The sequence below is a fragment of the Gilliamella sp. ESL1225 genome (assembly GCF_058502635.1).
On the sequence record NZ_CP196358.1, the window covers coordinates 335,334 to 356,638 of the forward strand.

Annotated in this window: 17 protein-coding genes and 1 riboswitch; of the genes, 12 read left to right on the forward strand and 5 right to left on the reverse strand. The window is 34.9% G+C overall.

What is annotated here, in order from left to right; genetic code table 11:
- Positions 1-63 precede the first annotated feature (63 nt).
- Together argF and ACSYSW_RS01395 are read left to right on the forward strand one after the other, a co-directional pair.
- On the forward strand, positions 64-1,074 hold the full coding sequence (gene argF / locus ACSYSW_RS01390) for an ornithine carbamoyltransferase (RefSeq protein ID WP_491705048.1): 1,011 nt from the start codon (positions 64-66) through the stop codon (positions 1,072-1,074).
- Positions 1,075-1,164: 90 nt separating this feature from the next.
- A complete protein-coding gene (locus ACSYSW_RS01395; protein ID WP_491705047.1) occupies positions 1,165-1,665 on the forward strand; it encodes a phosphatidylglycerophosphatase A in 501 nt (166 codons plus the stop codon).
- Positions 1,666-1,685: 20 nt separating this feature from the next.
- Here the strand turns inward: ACSYSW_RS01395 and nadK are convergent, their stop codons facing one another.
- Positions 1,686-2,564, reverse strand: coding sequence for an NAD(+) kinase (gene nadK / locus ACSYSW_RS01400; protein ID WP_491705046.1), 879 nt, complete (start codon positions 2,562-2,564; stop codon positions 1,686-1,688).
- Positions 2,565-2,725: 161 nt separating this feature from the next.
- Between nadK and grpE the strand changes: the two genes are divergently transcribed.
- The gene (gene grpE, locus ACSYSW_RS01405) at positions 2,726-3,310 is read left to right on the forward strand and encodes a nucleotide exchange factor GrpE (RefSeq protein WP_491705045.1); all 585 of its coding nucleotides are present in this window, start codon (positions 2,726-2,728) and stop codon (positions 3,308-3,310) included.
- Positions 3,311-3,455: 145 nt separating this feature from the next.
- On the opposite strand, the gene asd is transcribed toward grpE, so the two are convergent.
- Positions 3,456-4,559, reverse strand: a complete 1,104-nt coding sequence (gene asd, locus ACSYSW_RS01410) for an aspartate-semialdehyde dehydrogenase (RefSeq protein ID WP_491705044.1) — start codon at positions 4,557-4,559, stop codon at positions 3,456-3,458.
- Positions 4,560-4,865: 306 nt separating this feature from the next.
- Positions 4,866-5,001: riboswitch (molybdenum cofactor riboswitch) on the forward strand.
- On the opposite strand from asd, the gene moaA reads away from it, so the two are divergent.
- A complete protein-coding gene (gene moaA / locus ACSYSW_RS01415) occupies positions 4,995-5,969 on the forward strand; it encodes a GTP 3',8-cyclase MoaA (protein WP_491705043.1) in 975 nt (324 codons plus the stop codon). (Overlaps the previous riboswitch by 7 nt.)
- Positions 5,970-5,994: 25 nt before the next feature.
- Here moaA and gluQRS read toward each other — a convergent pair whose 3' ends face one another.
- Together gluQRS and dksA are read right to left on the reverse strand one after the other, a co-directional pair.
- Positions 5,995-6,879 carry a tRNA glutamyl-Q(34) synthetase GluQRS gene (gene gluQRS, locus ACSYSW_RS01420; protein WP_491705042.1) on the reverse strand — a complete coding sequence of 295 codons (885 nt, stop codon included), beginning with the start codon at positions 6,877-6,879 and terminating at the stop codon, positions 5,995-5,997.
- A 220-nt stretch (positions 6,880-7,099) separates the two neighbouring features.
- Positions 7,100-7,555: an RNA polymerase-binding protein DksA gene (dksA, locus tag ACSYSW_RS01425; protein WP_491705041.1), complete on the reverse strand. Its 456-nt coding sequence runs from the start codon at positions 7,553-7,555 to the stop codon at positions 7,100-7,102.
- A gap of 391 nt (positions 7,556-7,946) precedes the next feature.
- Between dksA and gltX the strand changes: the two genes are divergently transcribed.
- On the forward strand, positions 7,947-9,371 hold the full coding sequence (gltX, locus tag ACSYSW_RS01430; protein WP_491705040.1) for a glutamate--tRNA ligase: 1,425 nt from the start codon (positions 7,947-7,949) through the stop codon (positions 9,369-9,371).
- A 209-nt stretch (positions 9,372-9,580) separates the two neighbouring features.
- On the forward strand, positions 9,581-11,251 hold the full coding sequence (gene asnB, locus ACSYSW_RS01435; protein ID WP_491705039.1) for an asparagine synthase B: 1,671 nt from the start codon (positions 9,581-9,583) through the stop codon (positions 11,249-11,251).
- A gap of 115 nt (positions 11,252-11,366) precedes the next feature.
- Here asnB and satP read toward each other — a convergent pair whose 3' ends face one another.
- Complete coding sequence (gene satP / locus ACSYSW_RS01440) at positions 11,367-11,945, reverse strand: acetate uptake transporter (protein WP_491705038.1); 579 nt, start codon at positions 11,943-11,945, stop codon at positions 11,367-11,369.
- A gap of 235 nt (positions 11,946-12,180) precedes the next feature.
- On the opposite strand from satP, the gene dnaK reads away from it, so the two are divergent.
- The 6 genes from dnaK to prfB all read left to right on the forward strand — a co-directional run bounded on the left by dnaK (position 12,181) and on the right by prfB (position 21,300).
- Positions 12,181-14,106: a molecular chaperone DnaK gene (dnaK, locus tag ACSYSW_RS01445; protein WP_491705037.1), complete on the forward strand. Its 1,926-nt coding sequence runs from the start codon at positions 12,181-12,183 to the stop codon at positions 14,104-14,106.
- Positions 14,107-14,246: 140 nt separating this feature from the next.
- Positions 14,247-15,413 (forward strand): molecular chaperone DnaJ, encoded by a 1,167-nt coding sequence (dnaJ, locus tag ACSYSW_RS01450; protein ID WP_491705036.1) that lies wholly within the window; start codon positions 14,247-14,249, stop codon positions 15,411-15,413.
- 296 nt (positions 15,414-15,709) lie between these two features.
- Complete coding sequence (locus ACSYSW_RS01455; RefSeq protein WP_491705035.1) at positions 15,710-16,339, forward strand: Fe-Mn family superoxide dismutase; 630 nt, start codon at positions 15,710-15,712, stop codon at positions 16,337-16,339.
- Between the two features lie 483 nt (positions 16,340-16,822).
- Positions 16,823-18,247, forward strand: a complete 1,425-nt coding sequence (treB, locus tag ACSYSW_RS01460) for a PTS trehalose transporter subunit IIBC (protein WP_491705034.1) — start codon at positions 16,823-16,825, stop codon at positions 18,245-18,247.
- A 128-nt stretch (positions 18,248-18,375) separates the two neighbouring features.
- Positions 18,376-20,100 carry an alpha,alpha-phosphotrehalase gene (treC, locus tag ACSYSW_RS01465; protein WP_491705033.1) on the forward strand — a complete coding sequence of 575 codons (1,725 nt, stop codon included), beginning with the start codon at positions 18,376-18,378 and terminating at the stop codon, positions 20,098-20,100.
- Positions 20,101-20,201: 101 nt separating this feature from the next.
- A protein-coding gene (gene prfB / locus ACSYSW_RS01470; protein ID WP_491705032.1) for a peptide chain release factor 2 occupies positions 20,202-21,300 on the forward strand; the annotation gives its coding sequence in 2 pieces (ribosomal slippage) (positions 20,202-20,276 and positions 20,278-21,300; 1,098 coding nt in all).
- The last annotated feature ends 5 nt before the right edge of the window (positions 21,301-21,305 follow it).

Consider the following 21,305-nt stretch of genomic DNA (forward strand, 5'->3'; position numbering starts at 1 on the left):
AATAATTATTCAAATAGAATCAAGTTCAAATTTTTATTCGATTTGTCCTTTTAGGAGTTAAGTATGTACGGTTTTTACAAGCACCATTTTTTACGCCTATTAGATTTTACGCCAGCCGATATTAATCAATTAATTCGCTTAGCCATCACACTCAAAAAGGCTAAGCAACAAGGTGATGAAGTGCGTCATTTAGTTGGTAAAAATATCGTCCTCATTTTTGAAAAAGATTCAACTCGCACTCGCTGCGCTTTTGAAGTGGCGGCTTTTGATCAAGGGGCTAATGTGACTTATTTAGGCGCAAGCGGCAGTCAAATAGGACATAAAGAATCGATTGCTGATACGGCAAGGGTTTTAGGTCGTATGTATGATGGTATTGAGTATCGCGGTTATGGGCAAGCGATTGTTGAAGAGCTTGCTAAATATGCCGGCATTCCGGTTTGGAACGGACTTACTACTGAAGCCCATCCGACGCAGATTTTAGCGGATTTTATGACTATGCAAGAACATATTGGCTCTCGTAAATTAAATACTGTTAAATTTGCCTACCTTGGCGATGCGCGTAATAACATGGGTAATTCTTTAATGGAAGGGGCGGCATTAATGGGTATGGATATTCGCCTTGTAGCACCAAAAGTATGTCAACCTGATCCTAAATTAGTTAACCAATGTCAACAAATTGCTAAAACAACCGGCGCAAAAATTTTGCTGACGGAGGATATTGCTGACGGAGTAAAAGACGTTGATTTTTTATATACCGATGTTTGGGTTTCAATGGGCGAAGCTAAAGAAGTCTGGCGTGAACGTGTTAAATTATTATCCCCTTATCAAGTCAATCAACATGTTTTACAATTAACGCAAAATCCAAATGTTAAATTTATGCATTGCTTACCGGCTTTTCATGATACAAATACCCTTATCGGCAAACAAATGGCTCAGCAATTTGGTTTAACAGATGGGCTTGAAGTTACTAATGAAGTTTTTGAATCAAAACATAGTATTGTGTTTGATGAGGCAGAAAACCGTTTGCATACGATTAAAGCAGTTATGGTTGCAACCTTAACAAAAGATAACTAATATGCTTTAACGCTTTTTATGTTGATTTAAAGAGTGATGATAAAATTGCCCTCATTAACATCACTCTAATTAATAACAAAATAATTAATCATGAATATTCACCCAAAAACAAAAAATAGTTTTATCAAACAAATCCGTTTAACAAACCCTATCCATTTATTGGCTGTTGGTCTAGGCAGTGGATTATCGCCGATTATCCCCGGTACAATGGGATCGCTTGCGGCTATCCCACTATGGTTACTTATTCAACCTTTACCTTCTTTTTTGTATTGGTTATTTATTATTGTCAGTTTTGTATTTGGTTGTTATATTTGCCAAAAAACATCTGTTGATACTCAGTCTCATGATTCTGGCCATATTGTGTGGGATGAATTTGTTGGTATGTGGATCACTTTATTTTTTATTCCACAACAAACCTTATTGTGGATAACCATTGCCTTTATCACCTTCCGCTTTTTTGACATGTTAAAACCGTTCCCTATTCGCTGGTTTGATAAACAAGTCAAAGGCGGCTTTGGTATTATGCTCGATGATGTTATTGCAGCTATTTTTGCTGTTGCTGTCGTGTTAGGACTATCTTTTTTGTTTTAATAATGCATTTTAATTTGATCTTAATATATTTTTTTAGCCCAACCTAATTTTGTCGATAGATTATTAAAATAATTATAATCGCTGGCATGAATAAGATGAAATTCATAAGGCGAACGGCGAATAATTACGTCTTGATTAGGTTTAGTTGGGTAAATTAATTGGCTGTCGCAAGCAACATTTAGCTCAAGCGCTGTGGTTGGGAATTTTAACCGAATAACCATATTACTGTGGATAACTAAGGGGCGAGCTGATAGCGATTGTGGAAACATAGGCGTAATAATTAATGCTTCTAAGCTTGGCGCTAAAATTGCACCACCAGCAGAAAGTGAATAAGCAGTTGAGCCTGTTGGGGTTGAAATTATTAGACCATCGGCACGTTGTGAAAAAGCATGGGATTCGTTTATGTAGACGTCATAATCAATCATGTGCGCGATAGCATTTGGCATTATCACGACTTCATTAACAGCGATGCCTGTATTAATTAATTTATCGTTTTCAATAATATTAACTTCAAGTAAAAAACGCGTATCATCAATATATTGCCCTTTAAGGACTAAACTTAATTGTTCTATGGCATCTTCCGGTTTTATATCTGTTAGGAAACCGACATTACCACGATTAACGCCGATGACTTTTATATCATAATGAGAGAGTGTGCGAGCACAGCGCAACATGTTACCATCGCCACCAATAACGATGGCTAAGTCAGCAAGTTCACCTATTTGATCGATGGTGGCAAATTCAGCGACAGGAAATGGAATAAGTTCGGCTAATTTATCTTCCACTAATACAGAAATCCCTTCTGAAACAAGCCAATCATAAATAAGATGATGGGTTTCGAGCGCTTCTAATTTTCGAGGTAAACCTATTAATCCAACACATTTGAATCGCGTTTCCATTATATTTCCTTAAAATTCAACTTATCTGTTCATTTATTTTTTTAAGTTAACGATAATCATTAAAAAAATAAATATCCTCTGGTTATTAAGCTTGTAATAAAAAAAAATGACCCCATAATAACTGGTATTCACACAGTTTTCGACTAAATTTGGAGTATAGTATGACTGAGCAAGATAAAACGACGTCAGAAAATGAAACTAATGCGGATCTTAATACCGAATCAACGGCTGAATCTCAATCTACATCAGAAATTAATTTCGATGAAGAATTAAAACGTAAAGATGAGCAAATTCTTAAACTTGAACAAGAGTTACAACAAGCTAAGAAAAACGAAAGTGAAGCGATGATACGTGCTCGTGCTGAAATCGATAATGTGCGTAAACGGGTAGAGCAAGATGTCGATAAAGCACGTAAATATGCGTTAGAGAAGTTTTCGAATGAATTATTGCCTGTTATTGATAATTTAGAGCGTGCTTTAGAATCAACCGATAAAACGAATCCTGAATATAAAGCAACAGTTGAAGGATTAGAGTTAACTTTAAAATCGTTTTTAGATACCGTTAAAAAATTTGGTATTGAATTAATTGATACCGAAAAGGCTTCATTAAACCCAGATTTGCACCAAGCTATTAGCATGGTTGAATCACCTGATCATGAATCAGGTCAGATTGTTAGCTCGATTCAAAAAGGTTATACCTTAAATGGTCGTTTGCTTCGCCCAGCTATGGTTATTGTTGCTAAATAATCATCAAATTTATTATTTTGAGCAATGGGTGCTTGCAATAATTGACGAATGAAAAAACACCGCAAAAGTTTATTTAATTTTTGCGGTGTTTTTTTATGGGGATCTATTTTTTACGTTGATTTCTTGCTCAAAAATGAGCAAATGATTAAGCAATAATACGTAAAATACGACGTAATGGTTCAGCGGCGCCCCATAACAGTTGATCACCAACGGTAAATGCCGATAAATAATCATTACCCATATTTAATTTACGTAATCTTCCAACTGGAGTATTTAATGTCCCTGTTACTGCTGCTGGCGTTAATTGTTGCATCGATATCTCGCGATCATTAGGAATAACTTTTACCCACTCATTTTGCGCAGCCAGTAATTGTTCAATGTCAGGAATGCTAATGTCTTTTTTCAATTTAATCGTAAATGCTTGGCTATGACAGCGTAATGCCCCAATACGAACACATAAACCATCTATAGGTATAATCTGTTTGCTTGCTAAAATTTTGTTTGTTTCTGCTTGTCCTTTCCATTCTTCTTTACTTTGCCCATTTGGTAAAGCTTTATCAATCCATGGAATTAAGCTACCGGCTAATGGTACGCCAAAGTTATCCGTTGGAAAACTCTCATCACGCATTTTATAGGTAACTTTTCGTTCAATATCTAAAATTGAAGAATGGGGATCAACTAATTCGTCTTTAACTTCATTGTATAATGAGCCCATTTGTAAAAGGAGTTCACGCATATGGCGAGCACCTGCTCCTGATGCGGCTTGATAGGTCGCAACCGATACCCAATCAATTAAGTTTTCGGTAAAAAGTCCGCCTAACGACATGAGCATTAAACTGACTGTGCAATTTCCACCGACAAAGGTTTTTATTCCTTGGTTAAGAGCGTTATCAATATGGGATCTATTGATGGGATCTAACACAATTACAACATTGTCTTCCATGCGAAGTGTTGATGCTGCATCAATCCAATATCCTTGCCATCCTCTTGCGCGTAATTTGTTATAAACAGCTAAGGTATAATCGCCACCTTGACAACTTACAATAATGTCAAGAGCTTGTAATGCATCAAGATTAAAAGCATCTTGCAAAGTAGATGATTTACCCGTAAAACTCGGTCCAGCTTGTCCAATTTGCGAGGTTGAAAAAAATATGGGGTTAATGTGATCAAAATCATGTTCCTCAACCATACGCTGAATTAATACAGAGCCTACCATTCCTCGCCAACCGATAAAACCGACATTTTTCATAATATTTTCCAAAAAGTTTAAAAGATTTATTTTGTGTTTTTATTTAACTTTTTAGTAAATTGTTAATTGACGCTCGTTAAATAATTTACAAAATATCATAATGAGTAAGCTGTTATTAAATCAAAATATTTGCAAAAGACAAGGTAAGATAAAATTATTTATTTAGTGTTATAAATTATAATTAATACGAATGATAGTTTCTTTTATATAATGCGTTAATTTAAAGAATTAATTCATTTTAGTTATCTTATTCTCGTTGTAAGATTTATGATGAGCTCCATAGAAAGTCTTATATAGCTATGTTAAAATCAATGAGAACTCTGAAGCTTTTTCACCTAAGTAATATTTATACTTATTGAATGTTATAGGGTGCTTAAGCCGCGGTATAGTACAGAAATGGCTATACTTCCCGTATTTGGATAAGGTGTTTTATAGATGCAACTCATTGATAATTACGAACGTCGATTCCAGTATCTGCGTTTGTCGATAACCGAACTGTGTAATTTTCAGTGCCAATATTGTCTACCTGATGGTTATCAGCATAATAAAGAACATAAATTTTTATCACTTTCCGAAATTGATCATATTGTGGCGGCTTTTACCGAACTTGGTGTGAAAAAAATTCGCCTAACAGGTGGAGAGCCGACGCTTCGACGTGATTTTCTAGAAATTTTATCGTTAATTTCTTCTTACTCTAAACTGAATGTAATTGCTTTAACGACTAATGGATCGCGATTATTAAAAAATATTAATCAATGGCAGCAAGCGGGTTTAAATGCGCTTAATGTCAGTGTTGATAGTTTACTGCCACATACATTTAAATTGATTACTGGTCAAAATCGTTTAAGTGAAGTGTTATTAGGTATAGAAAAGGCATTGGAGCTTGGCATTGAAACAATAAAAATAAATGTCGTTTTAATGAAAGGGCTTAATGATAATCTCAATAATTATCTAGATTGGATTAAAGATAGACCAGTTGAATTGCGACTAATTGAATTGATGGAAACCGGTGAAAGTCGTACGATGTTCGATAAATTTCATGTCTCTGGTCATATTATTGAAGCTCAATTAATTAAACAAGGTTGGCAGTTGCTTGATAAAGAGCGATTGTCAGGACCGGCAAAAGTCTACCGGCATAATGATTATAAAGGCAAAATTGGGTTAATTATGCCTTATTCTAAAGATTTTTGTGCGGGTTGTAATCGATTACGTATTTCTTCATTAGGTAAATTACATTATTGTTTATTCGGTGATGCTGCGGTTGATTTACGTGATTTGTTAGTGAGTGCTAACCAAAAAGAGCAACTAAAAAACAAAATATTGACCTCTCTTAAAATTAAACCAGCAACTCATTTTTTACATGATCATAATGTTGGGATCACACAAAATTTATCTTATATTGGTGGGTAAACTTATTCGAAAATAAGCGATCTTGTCATATATCGACAAGCGTTTTATTATGCTGAGAAATAGCATTAAGATCCCAATGCTTGATAGCAAATGCTAGTAATTCTATTTGCTTGGCATCTTGCCAATTATCAGGAATGGGTTGACCTAAAAATTGTAAAGCATGTATGAGTAGTTGGTTAGTATTGTTTGCATCAATTGCTTTAGCATGATTTTGTTTGGATAATTTTAATCCATTGGCATTAACGACTAAAGGTAAATGGCAGTAGTTTGGAATTTTCCAGCCCATAAGTTGATAGAGTGAAATTTGTTGTGCTGTGACGGGTAATAAATCGGCACCACGTACAATTTCGTTCACACCTTGATAGTGATCATCAAGTACAACAACTAAATTATAAGCAAATAAACCATCACGCCTGAAAAGAATAAAGTCCTCTTTTGCTTTTGCGTTATCAACTTTTTGTAATTGATAAATCCCGTCGATAAATTGGTCAATATATTGTGTTTGTCTTAAGCGAATCGCCATACTTTTGTGTTGATGGGGATCTAATTTTTTTGTTCTGCAATGATTGTCATAATATCCATTAGGTAATTGATGAATTCTGCTGCGATGACAATCGCAATAGTAGGCGAAATTTCGATCTAATAAATCAGATAATATAGTGCGGTAACGATCATGACAGTGTGATTGATATAAAATTTCGTCATCCCAATATAAGCCAAACTTTTCTAAGGTTTTTAATATTAAAGACGCCGCCCCTTTAACTTCGCGAGGCGGATCGATATCTTCAATACGAACTAGCCATTTTCCTTGCAGGGATTTAGCTTGCAAATAGCTCCCTAATGCCGTGACTAATGAACCAAAATGCAAAGGTCCAGAAGGCGATGGGGCAAAACGACCGATATAACGCATAAAAAGTTATCCGTTACTATTTACGATGGGGCAAATAAATTATGTTGATTGAATTTAATCATTATTTTAATAAGAACATATAACAAAAACATATTCATGTGTATTTGCGCTGATTAAAATGATTATGCCTATTAATATATACAATTTTATTTAAGAAATTGTATCTGAAAAGTTGATGATTTTATTAAGAATAACTGTAAAACAAATGGGAAATATTGTTTTACATTCCCATTTGTTTTTCGCGCAATTCAGCTAATGTTTTACAATCAATACATAAATCAGCAGTTGGTCTCGCTTCTAATCGACGAATACCGATTTCAATACCACACGAATCGCAGTAACCAAAATCGCCTGTTTCGATTTTCTTTAATGTTCTTTCTATTTTTTTAATAAGTTTACGCTCACGATCACGTGCACGAAGTTCTAAACTAAATTCTTCTTCTTGCGTTGCTCTGTCCGCCGGATCAGGAAAGTTTGCAGCCTCGTCTTGCATATGCGTTACGGTTTTACCCATCTCAGATTGCAATTGAGTTAACCAAGCTTCTAAAATTAGCTTGAAATGATTAAGCTGTTTCGGATTCATATATTCTTCATCTTTTGCTTCTTGATAAGGCTCAAGCCCAGCAATAGCAAGTAGGCTAAGTGAAGAAATATTCATTTTTTGTTCTTTTTTCATAACAATCTCCTTAATACAGATTATTTGAGGCGCTAGAATATAGCAATAATTTCACCAATGGCAAATCTTTTTTACAAGTTATTAAAATAAATACGTAAAAATAATAACTTACAGATGATTTGAAAAATCATATTAATGCCCTTCTGATCAGAATGGAAAAGAGGTTTTTAACTCCATATGGATTGAAAAATAGATTGTTACATATTTATCTTTTTTGTTTAAAAGATAAATATTCACTTTTATTGCTGAAAGTTATTGATGTGTTAAAATACTTAGTTATCATTTTTTAGTGTATTTATATATTGTTTCGTTGACGTTGATTGAGAGGTCATGTCATTTATTAATAATGACAAATGAGCAATCCCTTTTCGGTTATTATTAGGATTAATTCATGAAAATTAAAACTCGTTTTGCGCCAAGTCCAACTGGTTATTTGCATGTTGGTGGTGCACGCACTGCTTTGTATTCGTGGTTATTTGCACGCCATGCAAAGGGTGAATTTGTTTTACGTATAGAAGATACGGATTTGGAGCGATCTACTTCAGAAGCAATTGATGCCATTATGGACGGTATGAACTGGTTACAATTATCGTGGGATGAAGGTCCATATTTTCAAACCAAGCGCTTTGATCGTTATAATCACGTGATTGATGAAATGTTGCAGAAGGGAACTGCCTATCGCTGTTATTGTTCTAAAGAACGTCTTGAAAAATTGCGCGAAGAACAAATATCTAAAGGCGAAAAGGCACGATATGATGGCCATTGTCGCTGTACTTCAGAGCAACAAAAACATTCTGCAACCGAGCCTCATGTCGTGCGTTTTGCTAATCCAACAGAAGGATCCGTTATTTTTAAAGATTTAATTCGTGGTCCAATTGAGATTGCTAATAAAGAATTAGATGATTTAATTATTCGCCGAACAGATGGATCCCCAACGTATAATTTTTGTGTTGTGATTGATGATTGGGATATGGAAATTACTCACGTTATTCGTGGAGAAGATCATATTAATAATACGCCAAGGCAAATTAATATTTTAAAAGCATTAGGCGCACCTTTACCGGAATATGGTCATGTGTCGATGATTTTAGGGGACGATGGACAAAAATTATCAAAACGCCATGGCGCTGTGAGTGTTATGCAGTATCGTGATGAAGGTTATTTACCTGAAGCTTTATTGAATTATTTAGTGCGTTTAGGTTGGTCACACGGTGATCAAGAAATTTTTTCATTAACCGAAATGAAAAACTTTTTTACTTTAGATGCGGTGAGTAAATCCGCAAGTGCATTTAATACTGAAAAATTATTATGGCTTAATCATCATTATATTAATCATTTAAGTGCTGATTATGTTGCTGAACATTTAATGTGGCATATGAAACAAAATGGTTATGATTTAAGCCAAGGACCTGACCTTATCACAATTATTAAATTATTTGGTGAGCGTTCTAAAACATTAAAAGAGATGGCAGATAATTGTGCTTATTGTTATCAAGATTTTGCAGATTTTGATCTAGATGCGGCAAAAAAACATTTGCGCCCTGTCGCAAAAGAGCCATTAGAGTTGGTTAGAGCTAAAATTGCGGCTATTGCTGATTTTGATTGGCAGATTGATAAAATTCATGATGCTATTGAAACAACAGCCAGTGAGCTTAATGTCGGTATGGGTAAAATTGGTATGCCACTTCGTGTAGCAGTAACGGGCGTTGGGCAATCACCATCAGTTGATGCAACCGTTCATGCTGTTGGTAAGGCAAGAACCCTTGCAAGAATTGATAAAGCCTTAGCTTATATTACGGATCGTAGCCAAGCATAAGGGCAATATTTGCAGTTTTGATATTGCGTGTTAATATCTATAGTACATAGGTAAAATTTATCGTTAAAGATAGAGCTTTAAGTAATGGGCGAAAATAGCGCCCGATGTTTTCCTTCGGTTTCCTTCGTGTTATTCCTCGGGACTTTATCTTTAGTAATTACAAAACATTAAAAACATATCGCAAAAGCGATTTTAAACGGAGAAACTCAATGTGTTCGATTTTAGGTATTCTAGATATTAAATCAGATCCAGAACAGCTACGAACTAGAGCATTAGAATTATCAAGTCTAATGCGTCACCGTGGTCCTGACTGGTCTGGAATTTTTGCGTCAGACAATGCGATTTTAGCGCATGAGCGTTTATCGATTGTTGATGTTAATACAGGCTCACAACCTTTATTTAATAAAGATAAAACACTTGTATTAGCAGTAAATGGCGAAATTTATAATCATCAAGACATCCGTAATCGTTATAAAGACCGTTATGAGTTTCAGACTGGATCAGACTGCGAAGTTATTTTGGCACTCTATCAAGAAAAAGGCATCGATTGCCTTGATGAATTACAAGGTATGTTTGCTTTTATTTTATATGATACCGTTAAAAATACTTACTTTATTGGTCGTGATCATATTGGTATTATTCCTCTTTATATGGGTTATGATGAACATGGCTCTTTGTATGTAGCTTCAGAAATGAAAGCCCTTGTACCTGTTTGTAAAACATTAAAAGAATTCCCTGCAGGAAGTTACTTATCAAGTGTTGATGGTGAAATTAAACAGTACTACAAACGCGATTGGATGGATTATGACAATGTTAAAGATAATGTCACTGATCCTAATGCGGTACGAGTTGCTTTAGAAGAGTCAGTCAAAAGTCATTTGATGTCAGATGTTCCTTATGGTGTTTTATTATCAGGTGGTCTTGATTCATCTATTATTTCGGCTATCACAAAGAAATACGCCGCTCGCCGTGTTGAAGAACATGAAAAAACAGAAGCTTGGTGGCCACAATTACATTCATTTGCTGTGGGTTTAAAAGGTGCGCCTGATTTAAAAGCGGCACAGGAAGTTGCAGATCATTTAGGCACTGTTCATCATGAAATTAATTTTACTGTTCAAGAAGGTATTGATGCGATTCGTGATGTGATTTATTTCATCGAAACCTATGATGTAACAACAATTCGTGCGTCAACTCCCATGTATTTAATGGCTCGTAAAATTAAAGCGATGGGCATTAAAATGGTACTTTCAGGTGAGGGAGCTGATGAAGTATTTGGTGGGTATTTATATTTCCATAAAGCACCAAATGCTCAAGAATTCCATGAAGAAACAGTACGTAAATTAGCTGCTCTTCATATGTTTGACTGTGCGCGTGCGAATAAAGCAATGGCGGCTTGGGGCGTTGAAGCGCGTGTTCCGTTTTTAGATAAAAAATTCTTAGATGTTGCAATGCGCATTAATCCTAAAGATAAAATGTGTGGTAATGGCAAAATGGAAAAAAATATTTTGCGTGAAAACTTTGAATCTTACTTACCTGCAAGTGTTGTTTGGCGCCAAAAAGAGCAATTCTCTGATGGTGTAGGTTATAGTTGGATTGACACATTAAAAGAAGTGGCTGAGAAGAAAATTTCAGATCAACAATTGGCGAATGCTCATTTTAGATTTCCACATAATACGCCAGCATCGAAAGAAGCTTATATGTATCGAGAAATTTTTGATGAATTATTCCCACTAGCAAGTGCTGCTGAATGTGTGCCTGGCGGTCCAACCGTTGCTTGTTCTACAGCTAAAGCTATTGAGTGGGATGAGTCGTTTAAAAATTTAAATGATCCATCAGGTCGAGCTGCGGTTGGCGTGCATCATGATGCTTATAAAAAATAAACGCATTATGTATTAAAGGGTTAAAGTTAACTAAAAATAACGTTTAATCCTTTATTTTGAAGCCAAGAATTTTACCTAATAGGGTAATTCTTGGCTTTTTTTGTTCTAATTAAAATTAATGCATTGAACCTTTCGGTGCACCAATTGGCAAAATAGTTCGCCCAAATTGTTCGTTAAGAACTTCTGCCATCGCTAAATAAAAAGCACTCGCTCCACAAAGAATTCCCTCAAATCCAGCAATATTAATAATAGTATGATTATGAGTAATTTTACCGATAGCTAATAACGCAAATAAAATGGTTAGGCTCGCAAACACAAATTGTAATGCACGGTTTGCTTTTAATGTTCCGATAAACATAAATCCAGTAAAAATCCCCCATAATGCTAGATAGATACTTTCAAAAGAACTATTTGATGCTTCAACAACGGAGGTGGTTGGTAAATACCAAATGCCGACTAAGGTGATCCAGAAAAAACCATAAGAAGTAAACGCTGTTGAGCCAAAAGTATTACCTTTTTTAAATTCAAAAATACCCGCTATGATTTGTGCAAGTCCTCCGTAAAATATACCCATTGAAACGACAGCGGTCATCAGCGGAAAAAATCCAGCATTATGAATATTTAATAATAGAGTTGTCATACCAAAACCCATTAGACCAAGTGGCCCAGGATTGGCTAATTTTGTTTGTTCCATAAGGATCCTTATAAGTAAGATGAAGTTAATGATTACAAAAAATTTCGGCAATAATAAGTGGGGTATATTTAGGAATCAAAGATCTTTGAAAAAAATTTACTTTTCCCCCCTTGATATTGATGTTTAAGATACCATTTATTAGGAGTGAGAGAAATTCCCTTAAAGTTAATTTTTTAAACGTGATTTTAAAACTTAACAACAAGGTTTAAATGAAAGGTTTTAGGAGAAATAAATTATGAGTAAAATTATTGGTATTGACTTAGGAACAACAAATTCATGTGTTGCAGTGATGGATCACGGTCAAGCTAAAGTTCTCGAAAACGCCGAAGGCGATCGCACAACGCCATCTGTTGTTGCCTATACTCAAGATGGTGAAATCTTAGTTGGTCAACCTGCAAAACGTCAAGCTGTGACTAATCCTCAAAATACATTATTTGCTATTAAACGTCTAATTGGTCGTCGTTATGATGATCCTGAAGTTCAACGTGATATCGCTATCATGCCTTACAAAATTGTTAAAGCAGATAATGGCGATGCATGGGTAGATGTTAAAAATCAAAAGATTGCCCCACCGCAAATTTCTGCTGAAGTACTTAAAAAAATGAAAAAAACCGCCGAAGATTATCTAGGCGAACCTGTTACTGAAGCAGTTATTACTGTTCCTGCTTATTTCAACGATACTCAACGCCAAGCGACTAAAGATGCTGGACGCATTGCTGGTTTAGATGTAAAACGTATTATTAATGAACCGACAGCTGCTGCATTAGCTTATGGTTTAGATAAAGATGTTGGTAACCGTACTATTGCCGTTTATGACTTAGGTGGTGGTACTTTTGATATTTCAATTATTGAAATTGCTGATATTGATGGCGAAAAAACATTTGAAGTTTTAGCAACTAATGGTGATACTCACTTAGGTGGTGAAGACTTTGACTCTCGTCTTATTAATTATTTAGTTGAAGAATTTAAACGTGAACAAGGTTTCGATCTTAGAAACGATCCTCTTGCAATGCAACGTTTAAAAGAAGCGGCTGAAAAAGCAAAAATTGAACTTTCATCTGCTCAACAAACCGATATTAATTTACCGTATATTACTGCTGATGCAAGTGGTCCAAAACATTTAAATATTAAAGTTACGCGAGCTAAACTTGAATCATTAGTCGAAGATTTAGTTAAACGTTCGATGGATCCAGTAAAAACGGCTATTAAAGATGCTAACTTAACCGTTTCTGATATTAAAGATGTAATTTTAGTCGGTGGTCAAACACGTATGCCAATGGTGCAAAAAGCCGTTGCTGATTTCTTTGGTAAAGAACCACGTAAAGACGTTAACCCAGATGAAGCCGTTGCAGTGGGTGCCGCTGTGCAAGGTGGTGTACTTGGTGGTGATGTTAAAGATGTTTTATTACTTGATGTTACTCCGTTATCTCTTGGTATTGAAACAATGGGTGGCGTAATGACTTCACTTATTGAAAAAAATACCACGATCCCAACTAAACATAGTCAAGTATTTTCAACTGCAGAAGATAATCAATCAGCAGTAACGATTCATGTTCTTCAAGGTGAACGTACACGAGCTAGCGATAATAAATCATTAGGTCAATTTAATCTTGATGGTATTCAAGCTGCTCCTCGTGGTTTACCGCAAATTGAAGTAACGTTTGATATTGATGCCGATGGTATTTTGCATGTCTCTGCAAAAGATAAAAATTCTGGACGTGAACAACATATCACCATTAAAGCATCATCAGGTTTAAGTGAAGAAGAAATCAAACAAATGGTACGTGATGCTGAAGCAAATGCAGATGCTGATCGTAAGTTTGAAGAATTAGCGCAAATACGTAATCAAGCAGATCACTTAATTCATACTACTCGTAAACAATTATCTGAAGCTGGTGACAAAATTTCAGCAGATGATAAAAAATCGATTGAAGATGCGGTAACTGAGCTTGAAACTGCAGCACGTGGTGAAGATAAAGACGAAATCTCAACAAAAATTAATATTGTTGTTGATGCTGCTCAAAAACTTCTTGCTGCTGTACAACAACAGGAGCAATCTAACCATGGAGCTGAACAAAGCGCCGATGATCAGGGCTCTACAAGTCAAGATGATGATGTTGTTGATGCTGATTTTAAAGAAATTGATGATGACAAAAAATAAGAACTAATATGCTTTTGGAGCAAAAGTGCTTTATTAATTGTTTAATTCAACGAGTTATAAGCAAATAACATTTAAAAACGGGCGCGAGGTAACTCTAGCCCGTTTAGTTCTTTTTATTATACCAAAAATAAAGGTTAATTATGGCGAAGAAAGACTATTATGAAATATTAGGTGTTAAAAAAGATGCTAATGAGAGCGAAATCAAAAAAGCCTATAAACGCCTGGCGATGAAATATCATCCTGATAAGAATCAAGACAATAAAACGCAAGCTGAAGAAAAGTTTAAAGAAGTTAAAGAAGCGTATGAAATTTTAACGGATCCGCAAAAGAAAAGTGCTTATGATCAATATGGTCATGCTGCTTTTGAACAAGGCCATGGTGCGGCTGATGGTCAGGGTGGTGGATTTGGTGGTTTCGGCGGTTTTGGAAGCGGCGCATCGTTTGATGATATTTTTAGTAATTTTTTCACTGGTGGCGGCGGAGGCAATGGTGGTCACGCTCATACACAAGCGCGTGGTGCAGATCTTCAATATAATATGTCGATTACACTTGAAGAAGCTGCATTTGGCATGACAAAAGAAATTAAAATTCCAGCAATGGCAACGTGCGATGTTTGTCATGGCGTTGGGACTAAAGATCCGTCTGATGTTAAAACCTGTGATACTTGCCAAGGTACTGGTTTTGTGCAAATGCGCCAAGGTTTTTTTGCGGTTCAGCAAGAATGCCCGACATGTCATGGACGCGGTGAGATCGTTAAAAATCCTTGTAAAAAATGTCATGGTGATGGCCGAGTTGAAAAAACTAAAACTTTATCTGTTAATATTCCAGCCGGTGTAAATACGGGTAATCGTATTCGACTTGCAGGAGAAGGTGAAGCTGGACTTAATGGTGCGCCTGCAGGTGATTTATATATTCAAATTCAGGTTAAACCACATCCAATTTTTGAACGAGATGGTGCTGATTTACATTGCGAAATTCCTGTTAGCATTGTGCTGGCTGCCTTAGGTGGAGAGGTTGAAGCGCCGACGTTAAGTGGTAAGGTCAGTTTATCGATTCCTGCTGAAACGCAAACTGGTAAAGTTTTACGTTTACGAGGTAAAGGTATTAAAACCTTGCGTGGTGGTAATACAACGGGCGATCTTTATTGTCATATTGAAGTTGAAACGCCTGTTAAATTAACTGTAAAACAGAAAGATTTATTAAAAGAATTTGGTGAAACATTAAAAGAGGCGAAAAATAGCCCAAAAGAAAAAAGCTTTTTAGAAAAAGTTAAAAAGTTTTTGAGTAATTTAAAAACACAAAAATAATTATATTGATTGTTTACGGTAAAAATTCACTTGTGGCAGGATGATCTCGCAAGTGGATTTTAAACCGTATGGTTTTATACGGAGTAATTTTTATATAATATGACCTTGAATTGGTCTTATTACTAAATGATTTTATTTTTCTACATTGTATTCAATTTTAATTAATTGATTAAATTGAATTTTGTTTTGATAATGTTAATTTATAACTATTCAAATAATAGTTTGAGAATTTAATCGATATTATATAAACTATAACATCAATTTGTCATTACGACTTAAAATTTAGGAGCAATGTTATGGCTTATACCCTACCTCCATTACCTTATGCTTATGATGCACTTGAACCGTATATCGATAGCGAAACGATGCATCTTCACCATGATAAACATCATCAGGCATATGTAAATAATGCAAATGCAATTGTTGAGACTTTATCACCTGATTTGCAAAATTTATCACCAATTGAATTATTAAAAAATCTTGATAAAGTGCCTGTTGAAAAATTAAATCCACTTAAAAATAACGTGGGTGGGCATGTCAATCATTCTTTATTTTGGGAACTATTAAAAGTTGGTACTGAATTAAAAGGTGATTTAAAAGCGGCTATTGAACGCGATTTTGGCTCTGTTGATGCTTTTAAAGAAAAATTTGCCGCTGCTGCCGCTTCACGTTTTGGTTCTGGTTGGGCTTGGCTTGTTGTGAAAGATGGTAAACTTGCTATTGTCTCAACAGCGAATCAAGATACCCCAGTGATGGGTGAAAAGTTTGCGGGTATTGAAGTTTATGGCACGCCTATTTTAACTATTGATGTGTGGGAACATGCTTATTATTTAAAATACCAAAACCGTCGTGTTGATTATATTGGCGCTTTTTGGCATGTGGTTAACTGGGATAAAGTCGCTGAACTATTTGCTAATGCTAAATAAGTTTTATGCAATGTAAAAATCTTTATAAAATGGCGCTTTGGCGCCTTTTTTGATTTATAGCCAATGCATTTCTATCTTTTTCTTTCTTCTATATAACAAGATAACAAGCAATAAAAATCAATTAAGCGGGTAAATTTTCGGATAATTAGATTTTTTGTGGTTTTTACTTTCATATGTTTTTTACTTAAGTCTACTTGCCATAAAAATCCTAATAAGCCTGATAAAGTAACAATTCGGTAGTATTATTGTTTTTTCTTGTACTCAAAAAACGTATTTTTAATAATTTTTTGATAGTATAAATGACTTGATAATAAGATAATTTAAACGAGATAAATAATAAATTTAATTATGTGACTAAAATCACAATTGAGTAATGTTTCCATTCTTTGAAAGCATAAATCCTTTTATACTCAAAGTGATAAAAAGTTTTATAACAATTAAATTCAATCCAAAAGGATTTAATGATTACTATGAGAGGATTTTATGAAACAACCACAAAAAATAGATTTAGATTCAATACAAAAATTAATCATTTTAATTGGTGGAAAAGAAAATATAGCGAGTGTCATTCATTGTATGACGCGCTTAAGATTTGCTTTAGTAGATGCAGATAAAACGAATATAGCCGAAATTGAGGCATTACCTTTTGTAAAAGGTTGTTTTACTAATGCAGGTCAATTTCAAATTATTATTGGTACAAATGTTGCGGATGTCTATCAGGCTTTAATTAAACATATGGGGATCAATGAATCAAATAAAGAAGAAACAAAACGATTAGCTAAGAAAAATATGTCTGTATGGGAAAGACTCATTTCTAATTTTGCTGAAATCTTTATACCTTTACTGCCAGCCCTTATTGCAGGTGGTTTACTTTTAGGAATTCGAAATATTATAGGTGAGATGCCGACAATCAATGATCAGCCACTAACAGCAACTTATTCCTGGTTAGTGCCAATCTATAATATGCTTTGGTTACCTTGTGAAGCGATTTTCCATTTTCTACCAGTTGCAATATGTTGGTCAACAGTGCGTAAAATGGGAGGATCACCGGTTCTTGGTATTGTATTAGGTATTACCTTAGTTTCACCGCAATTAATGAATGCTTATTTATTAGGTTCTCAAGTTCCCGATGTTTGGCAATTCGGTATATTCACCATTCAAAAAGTGGGTTATCAAGCTCAAGTCATTCCGTCAATATTAGCCGGTGTTACGTTAGGTTGGCTCGAAACAAGATTAAGAAAAATCATCCCTGATTATCTTCATTTAGTGATTGTTCCTATTGTTGCTTTAACGATATCAGTATTTCTAGCTCATGTTGTGTTAGGTCCATTTGGGCGTTTTTTGGGTGACGGTATCGCAAATATTGTTAAGTTTTTGATGACAGGCAGTTTTGCTCCTATCGGATCATTTATTTTCGGATTTTTTTATGCGCCACTTGTTATTACAGGTATTCATCATACGACATTAGCTATAGATATGCAGATGACCAACAGTTTAGGCGGCACACCGTTATGGCCAATTATTGCGTTATCTAATATTGCGCAAGCGTCTGCCGTTGTTGGTATTATTTTAATTAGCAAAAAATATCATGAACGAGAAATTTCTATACCTGCTGCGATATCTGCGTATTTAGGTGTGACTGAACCTGCTATGTATGGAATTAATTTAAAATATAAGTTTCCGATGCTGTGTGCGATGATAGGTGCTGCTTTATCTGGCTTAATTTGTGGTTTATTTGGGGTGCTTTCTAATGGGATCGGTGTTGGTGGACTGCCGGGTATTTTATCTATCCAACCTACTTATTGGCTAATTTATTTATTTGCGATGTTTATTGCTATAATTGTTCCTATTTGTTTAACCATGTTAGTGTATCGTTACAAAGAAAAGAAAGGTTTGATTGAAAATTAATCTAATATAGCTATTGTTGTTTTATCAATTTACTGATTAAAAATCATCTTGTTGAACCAGTCTAGATATCAACAAAGGTGATTATTCAGCTATGCGTAATTAATTTAAAATATTAAGGTAATATCATTATGCTTTCCCAAATAAATATCAATCATAATAATGAAATACTGCCATGGTGGAAAAATGGCGTTGTTTATCAAATTTATCCGAAAAGTTTTCAAGCAAGCGGTGCTCAAGCAACCGGTGACCTTCGTGGTATTATTAGTCAGTTAGATTATTTACAGCTTTTAGGCGTTAGTGCTATTTGGTTAACACCTATCTATCCGTCACCACAAGTTGATAATGGTTATGATATTGCCGATTATTATAATATTGATCCTGATTATGGAACGATGGCGGATTTTGAGCTTTTAGTCAATAAAGCACATAAAAAAGGGATGAGAATCATGATGGATATGGTTTTTAATCATACCTCAACCTCTCACCCTTGGTTTAAATCATCGCTTGATCGCAATAGTCCATATCGCTCTTTTTATTTTTGGCGTGATAGTAAAAAAAATGGTGAACCACCTAATAATTGGTTATCAAAATTTGGTGGTAATGCTTGGCAATGGCATGATGAATCTAAACAATATTATCTGCACCTTTTTGCTAAAGAACAAGCTGATCTAAATTGGGAAAATCCCGAAGTTAGAAAGCAATTAAAAGCAATCTGTCAGTTTTGGGTTGCTAAAGGCATTGACGCTTTAAGGCTTGATGTGATTAATTTAGTTTCTAAAGATCAGACTTTTCCCGATGATTTATGTGGTGATGGAAGAGCATTTTATACCGATGGTAAAAAAATCCATTCTTATTTACAAGAAATGAGCGCTGATGTTTTTATGCCTAATAATCTGATAACCGTTGGCGAAATGTCTTCAACCTCATTAGAACATTGCCAACAGTATGCTAATTTAGATGGTTCAGAGCTGACCATGACGTTTAACTTCCATCATCTAAAAGTAGATTATCCAAATGGAGATAAATGGACCTTAGCAAATATGGATTTTATCGAACTAAAAAGATTATTTTCTTATTGGCAACAAGGTATGCATAATCGAGCCTGGAATGCCTTATTTTGGTGTAATCATGATCAACCGAGAATTGTATCGCGTTTTGGTGATGATAAGGAATTTCATAATGCTTCTGCCAAAATGTTGGCGATGATTCTTTTTGGTATGCAAGGTACACCTTATATTTATCAAGGTGAAGAAATCGGTATGACAAACCCTTATTTCACTGATATTTCACAATATAGAGATATTGAAAGCTTAAATCTTTATCAAATGAAATTAAAGCAAGGAATGGATGAAAAAGAAATACTTGCTATTTTAGCGAGTAAATCGCGTGATAATAGTCGCACGCCTATGCAATGGAATAATAGTGAAAATGCAGGTTTTACAAAAGGTAAGCCGTGGATTGATGTCGCAGCAAATTACAATAAAATAAATGTTGATTTATCATTACAAGATCCGAATTCAATTTTCTATTGTTATCAAACATTGATTTCATTAAGAAAAAAATATTTGATCTTTACGTTTGCCGACTATCTTGATTTAAATCCACAATCACTCGAGTTATGGTGTTATTTAAGAAAATGGCATAACCAATATCTATTAGTTATCGCTAATTTCACAAACACAAATGTTGAATGGCAGTTACCCACTAATTTGGCGCAATTTAATTGGCAAATTTTATATTCTAATTATCGAAATTCTCATGAATATGTGACTAAAGAGTTGAATTTAGCACCTTATGAATGTAATTATCTTATTTTTGCGAATAACGATGAAGAAAAGCAGACTAATTTATAATTATATAAAAATTAGTGATGAATAATATTGGTAATTGCTAATTTATGCTTAAATCCGCTAAAATAAACGGTTTTCAAAAAGATAAACTCATAAAATCAATCATGTTTGAAATTAATCCTGTAAAAACGAAAATTGCTGAACTTACCGAACGAACGACCATCATTCGGGGGTATCTTTGACTATGATGTTAAACGAGAACGTTTAGAAGAAGTCAATGCAGAACTTGAACAAGCTGAAGTCTGGGCAGACCCGGTAAGAGCGCAAGCTTTAGGAAAAGAACGTGTCAGTCTTGATGAAGTTATCACAACATTAGATTCCTTAGTGCAAGGTTTAGATGATGCAGAAGGTTTATTAGAACTGGCTATTGAAAGCGATGATGTCGATACCTTTAATGAAACGACTGTTGAACTTGCGCAATTAGAGGAAAAGCTAGCGAGTCTTGAGTTTCGACGTATGTTTTCTGGTGATCATGATAGCGCGGATTGTTATCTGGATATTCAATCAGGATCGGGAGGCACTGAGGCTCAAGATTGGGCGGAAATGCTATTACGCATGTATCTACGTTGGGCGGAATCGAAAGGCTTTACAACTGAGGTGATGGAAATTTCGGACGGTGATGTTGCTGGGATTAAATCAGCAACCATTAAAGTTTCTGGTGATTATGCCTATGGATGGTTACGCACGGAAACAGGTGTGCATCGATTAGTTCGAAAAAGCCCTTTTGATTCAGGTAATCGTCGTCATACCTCATTTGCCTCGGTATTTGTTTATCCTGAAATTGATGATGATATTGATATAGAGATTAATCCAGCTGACTTACGTATTGATGTTTATCGAGCATCGGGTGCGGGTGGGCAACATGTTAATAAAACGGAATCAGCAGTCCGTATTACGCATATTCCAACAGGTATTGTTACGCAATGCCAAAATAATCGTTCTCAACATAGCAATAAAGACCAGGCGATGAAGCAATTAAAAGCAAAATTATATGAGCTTGAAATGCTTAAAAAGAATGCTGAGAAACAACAAATGGAAGAGAATAAATCAGACATTGGCTGGGGTAGTCAAATTCGTTCATACGTACTTGATGATTCGCGTATTAAAGATTTACGAACCGGTATCGAAACACGAAATACTCAAGCCGTATTAGATGGCGATTTAGATCAATTTATTGAAGAAAGCTTAAAAGCAGGTTTATAAACGAT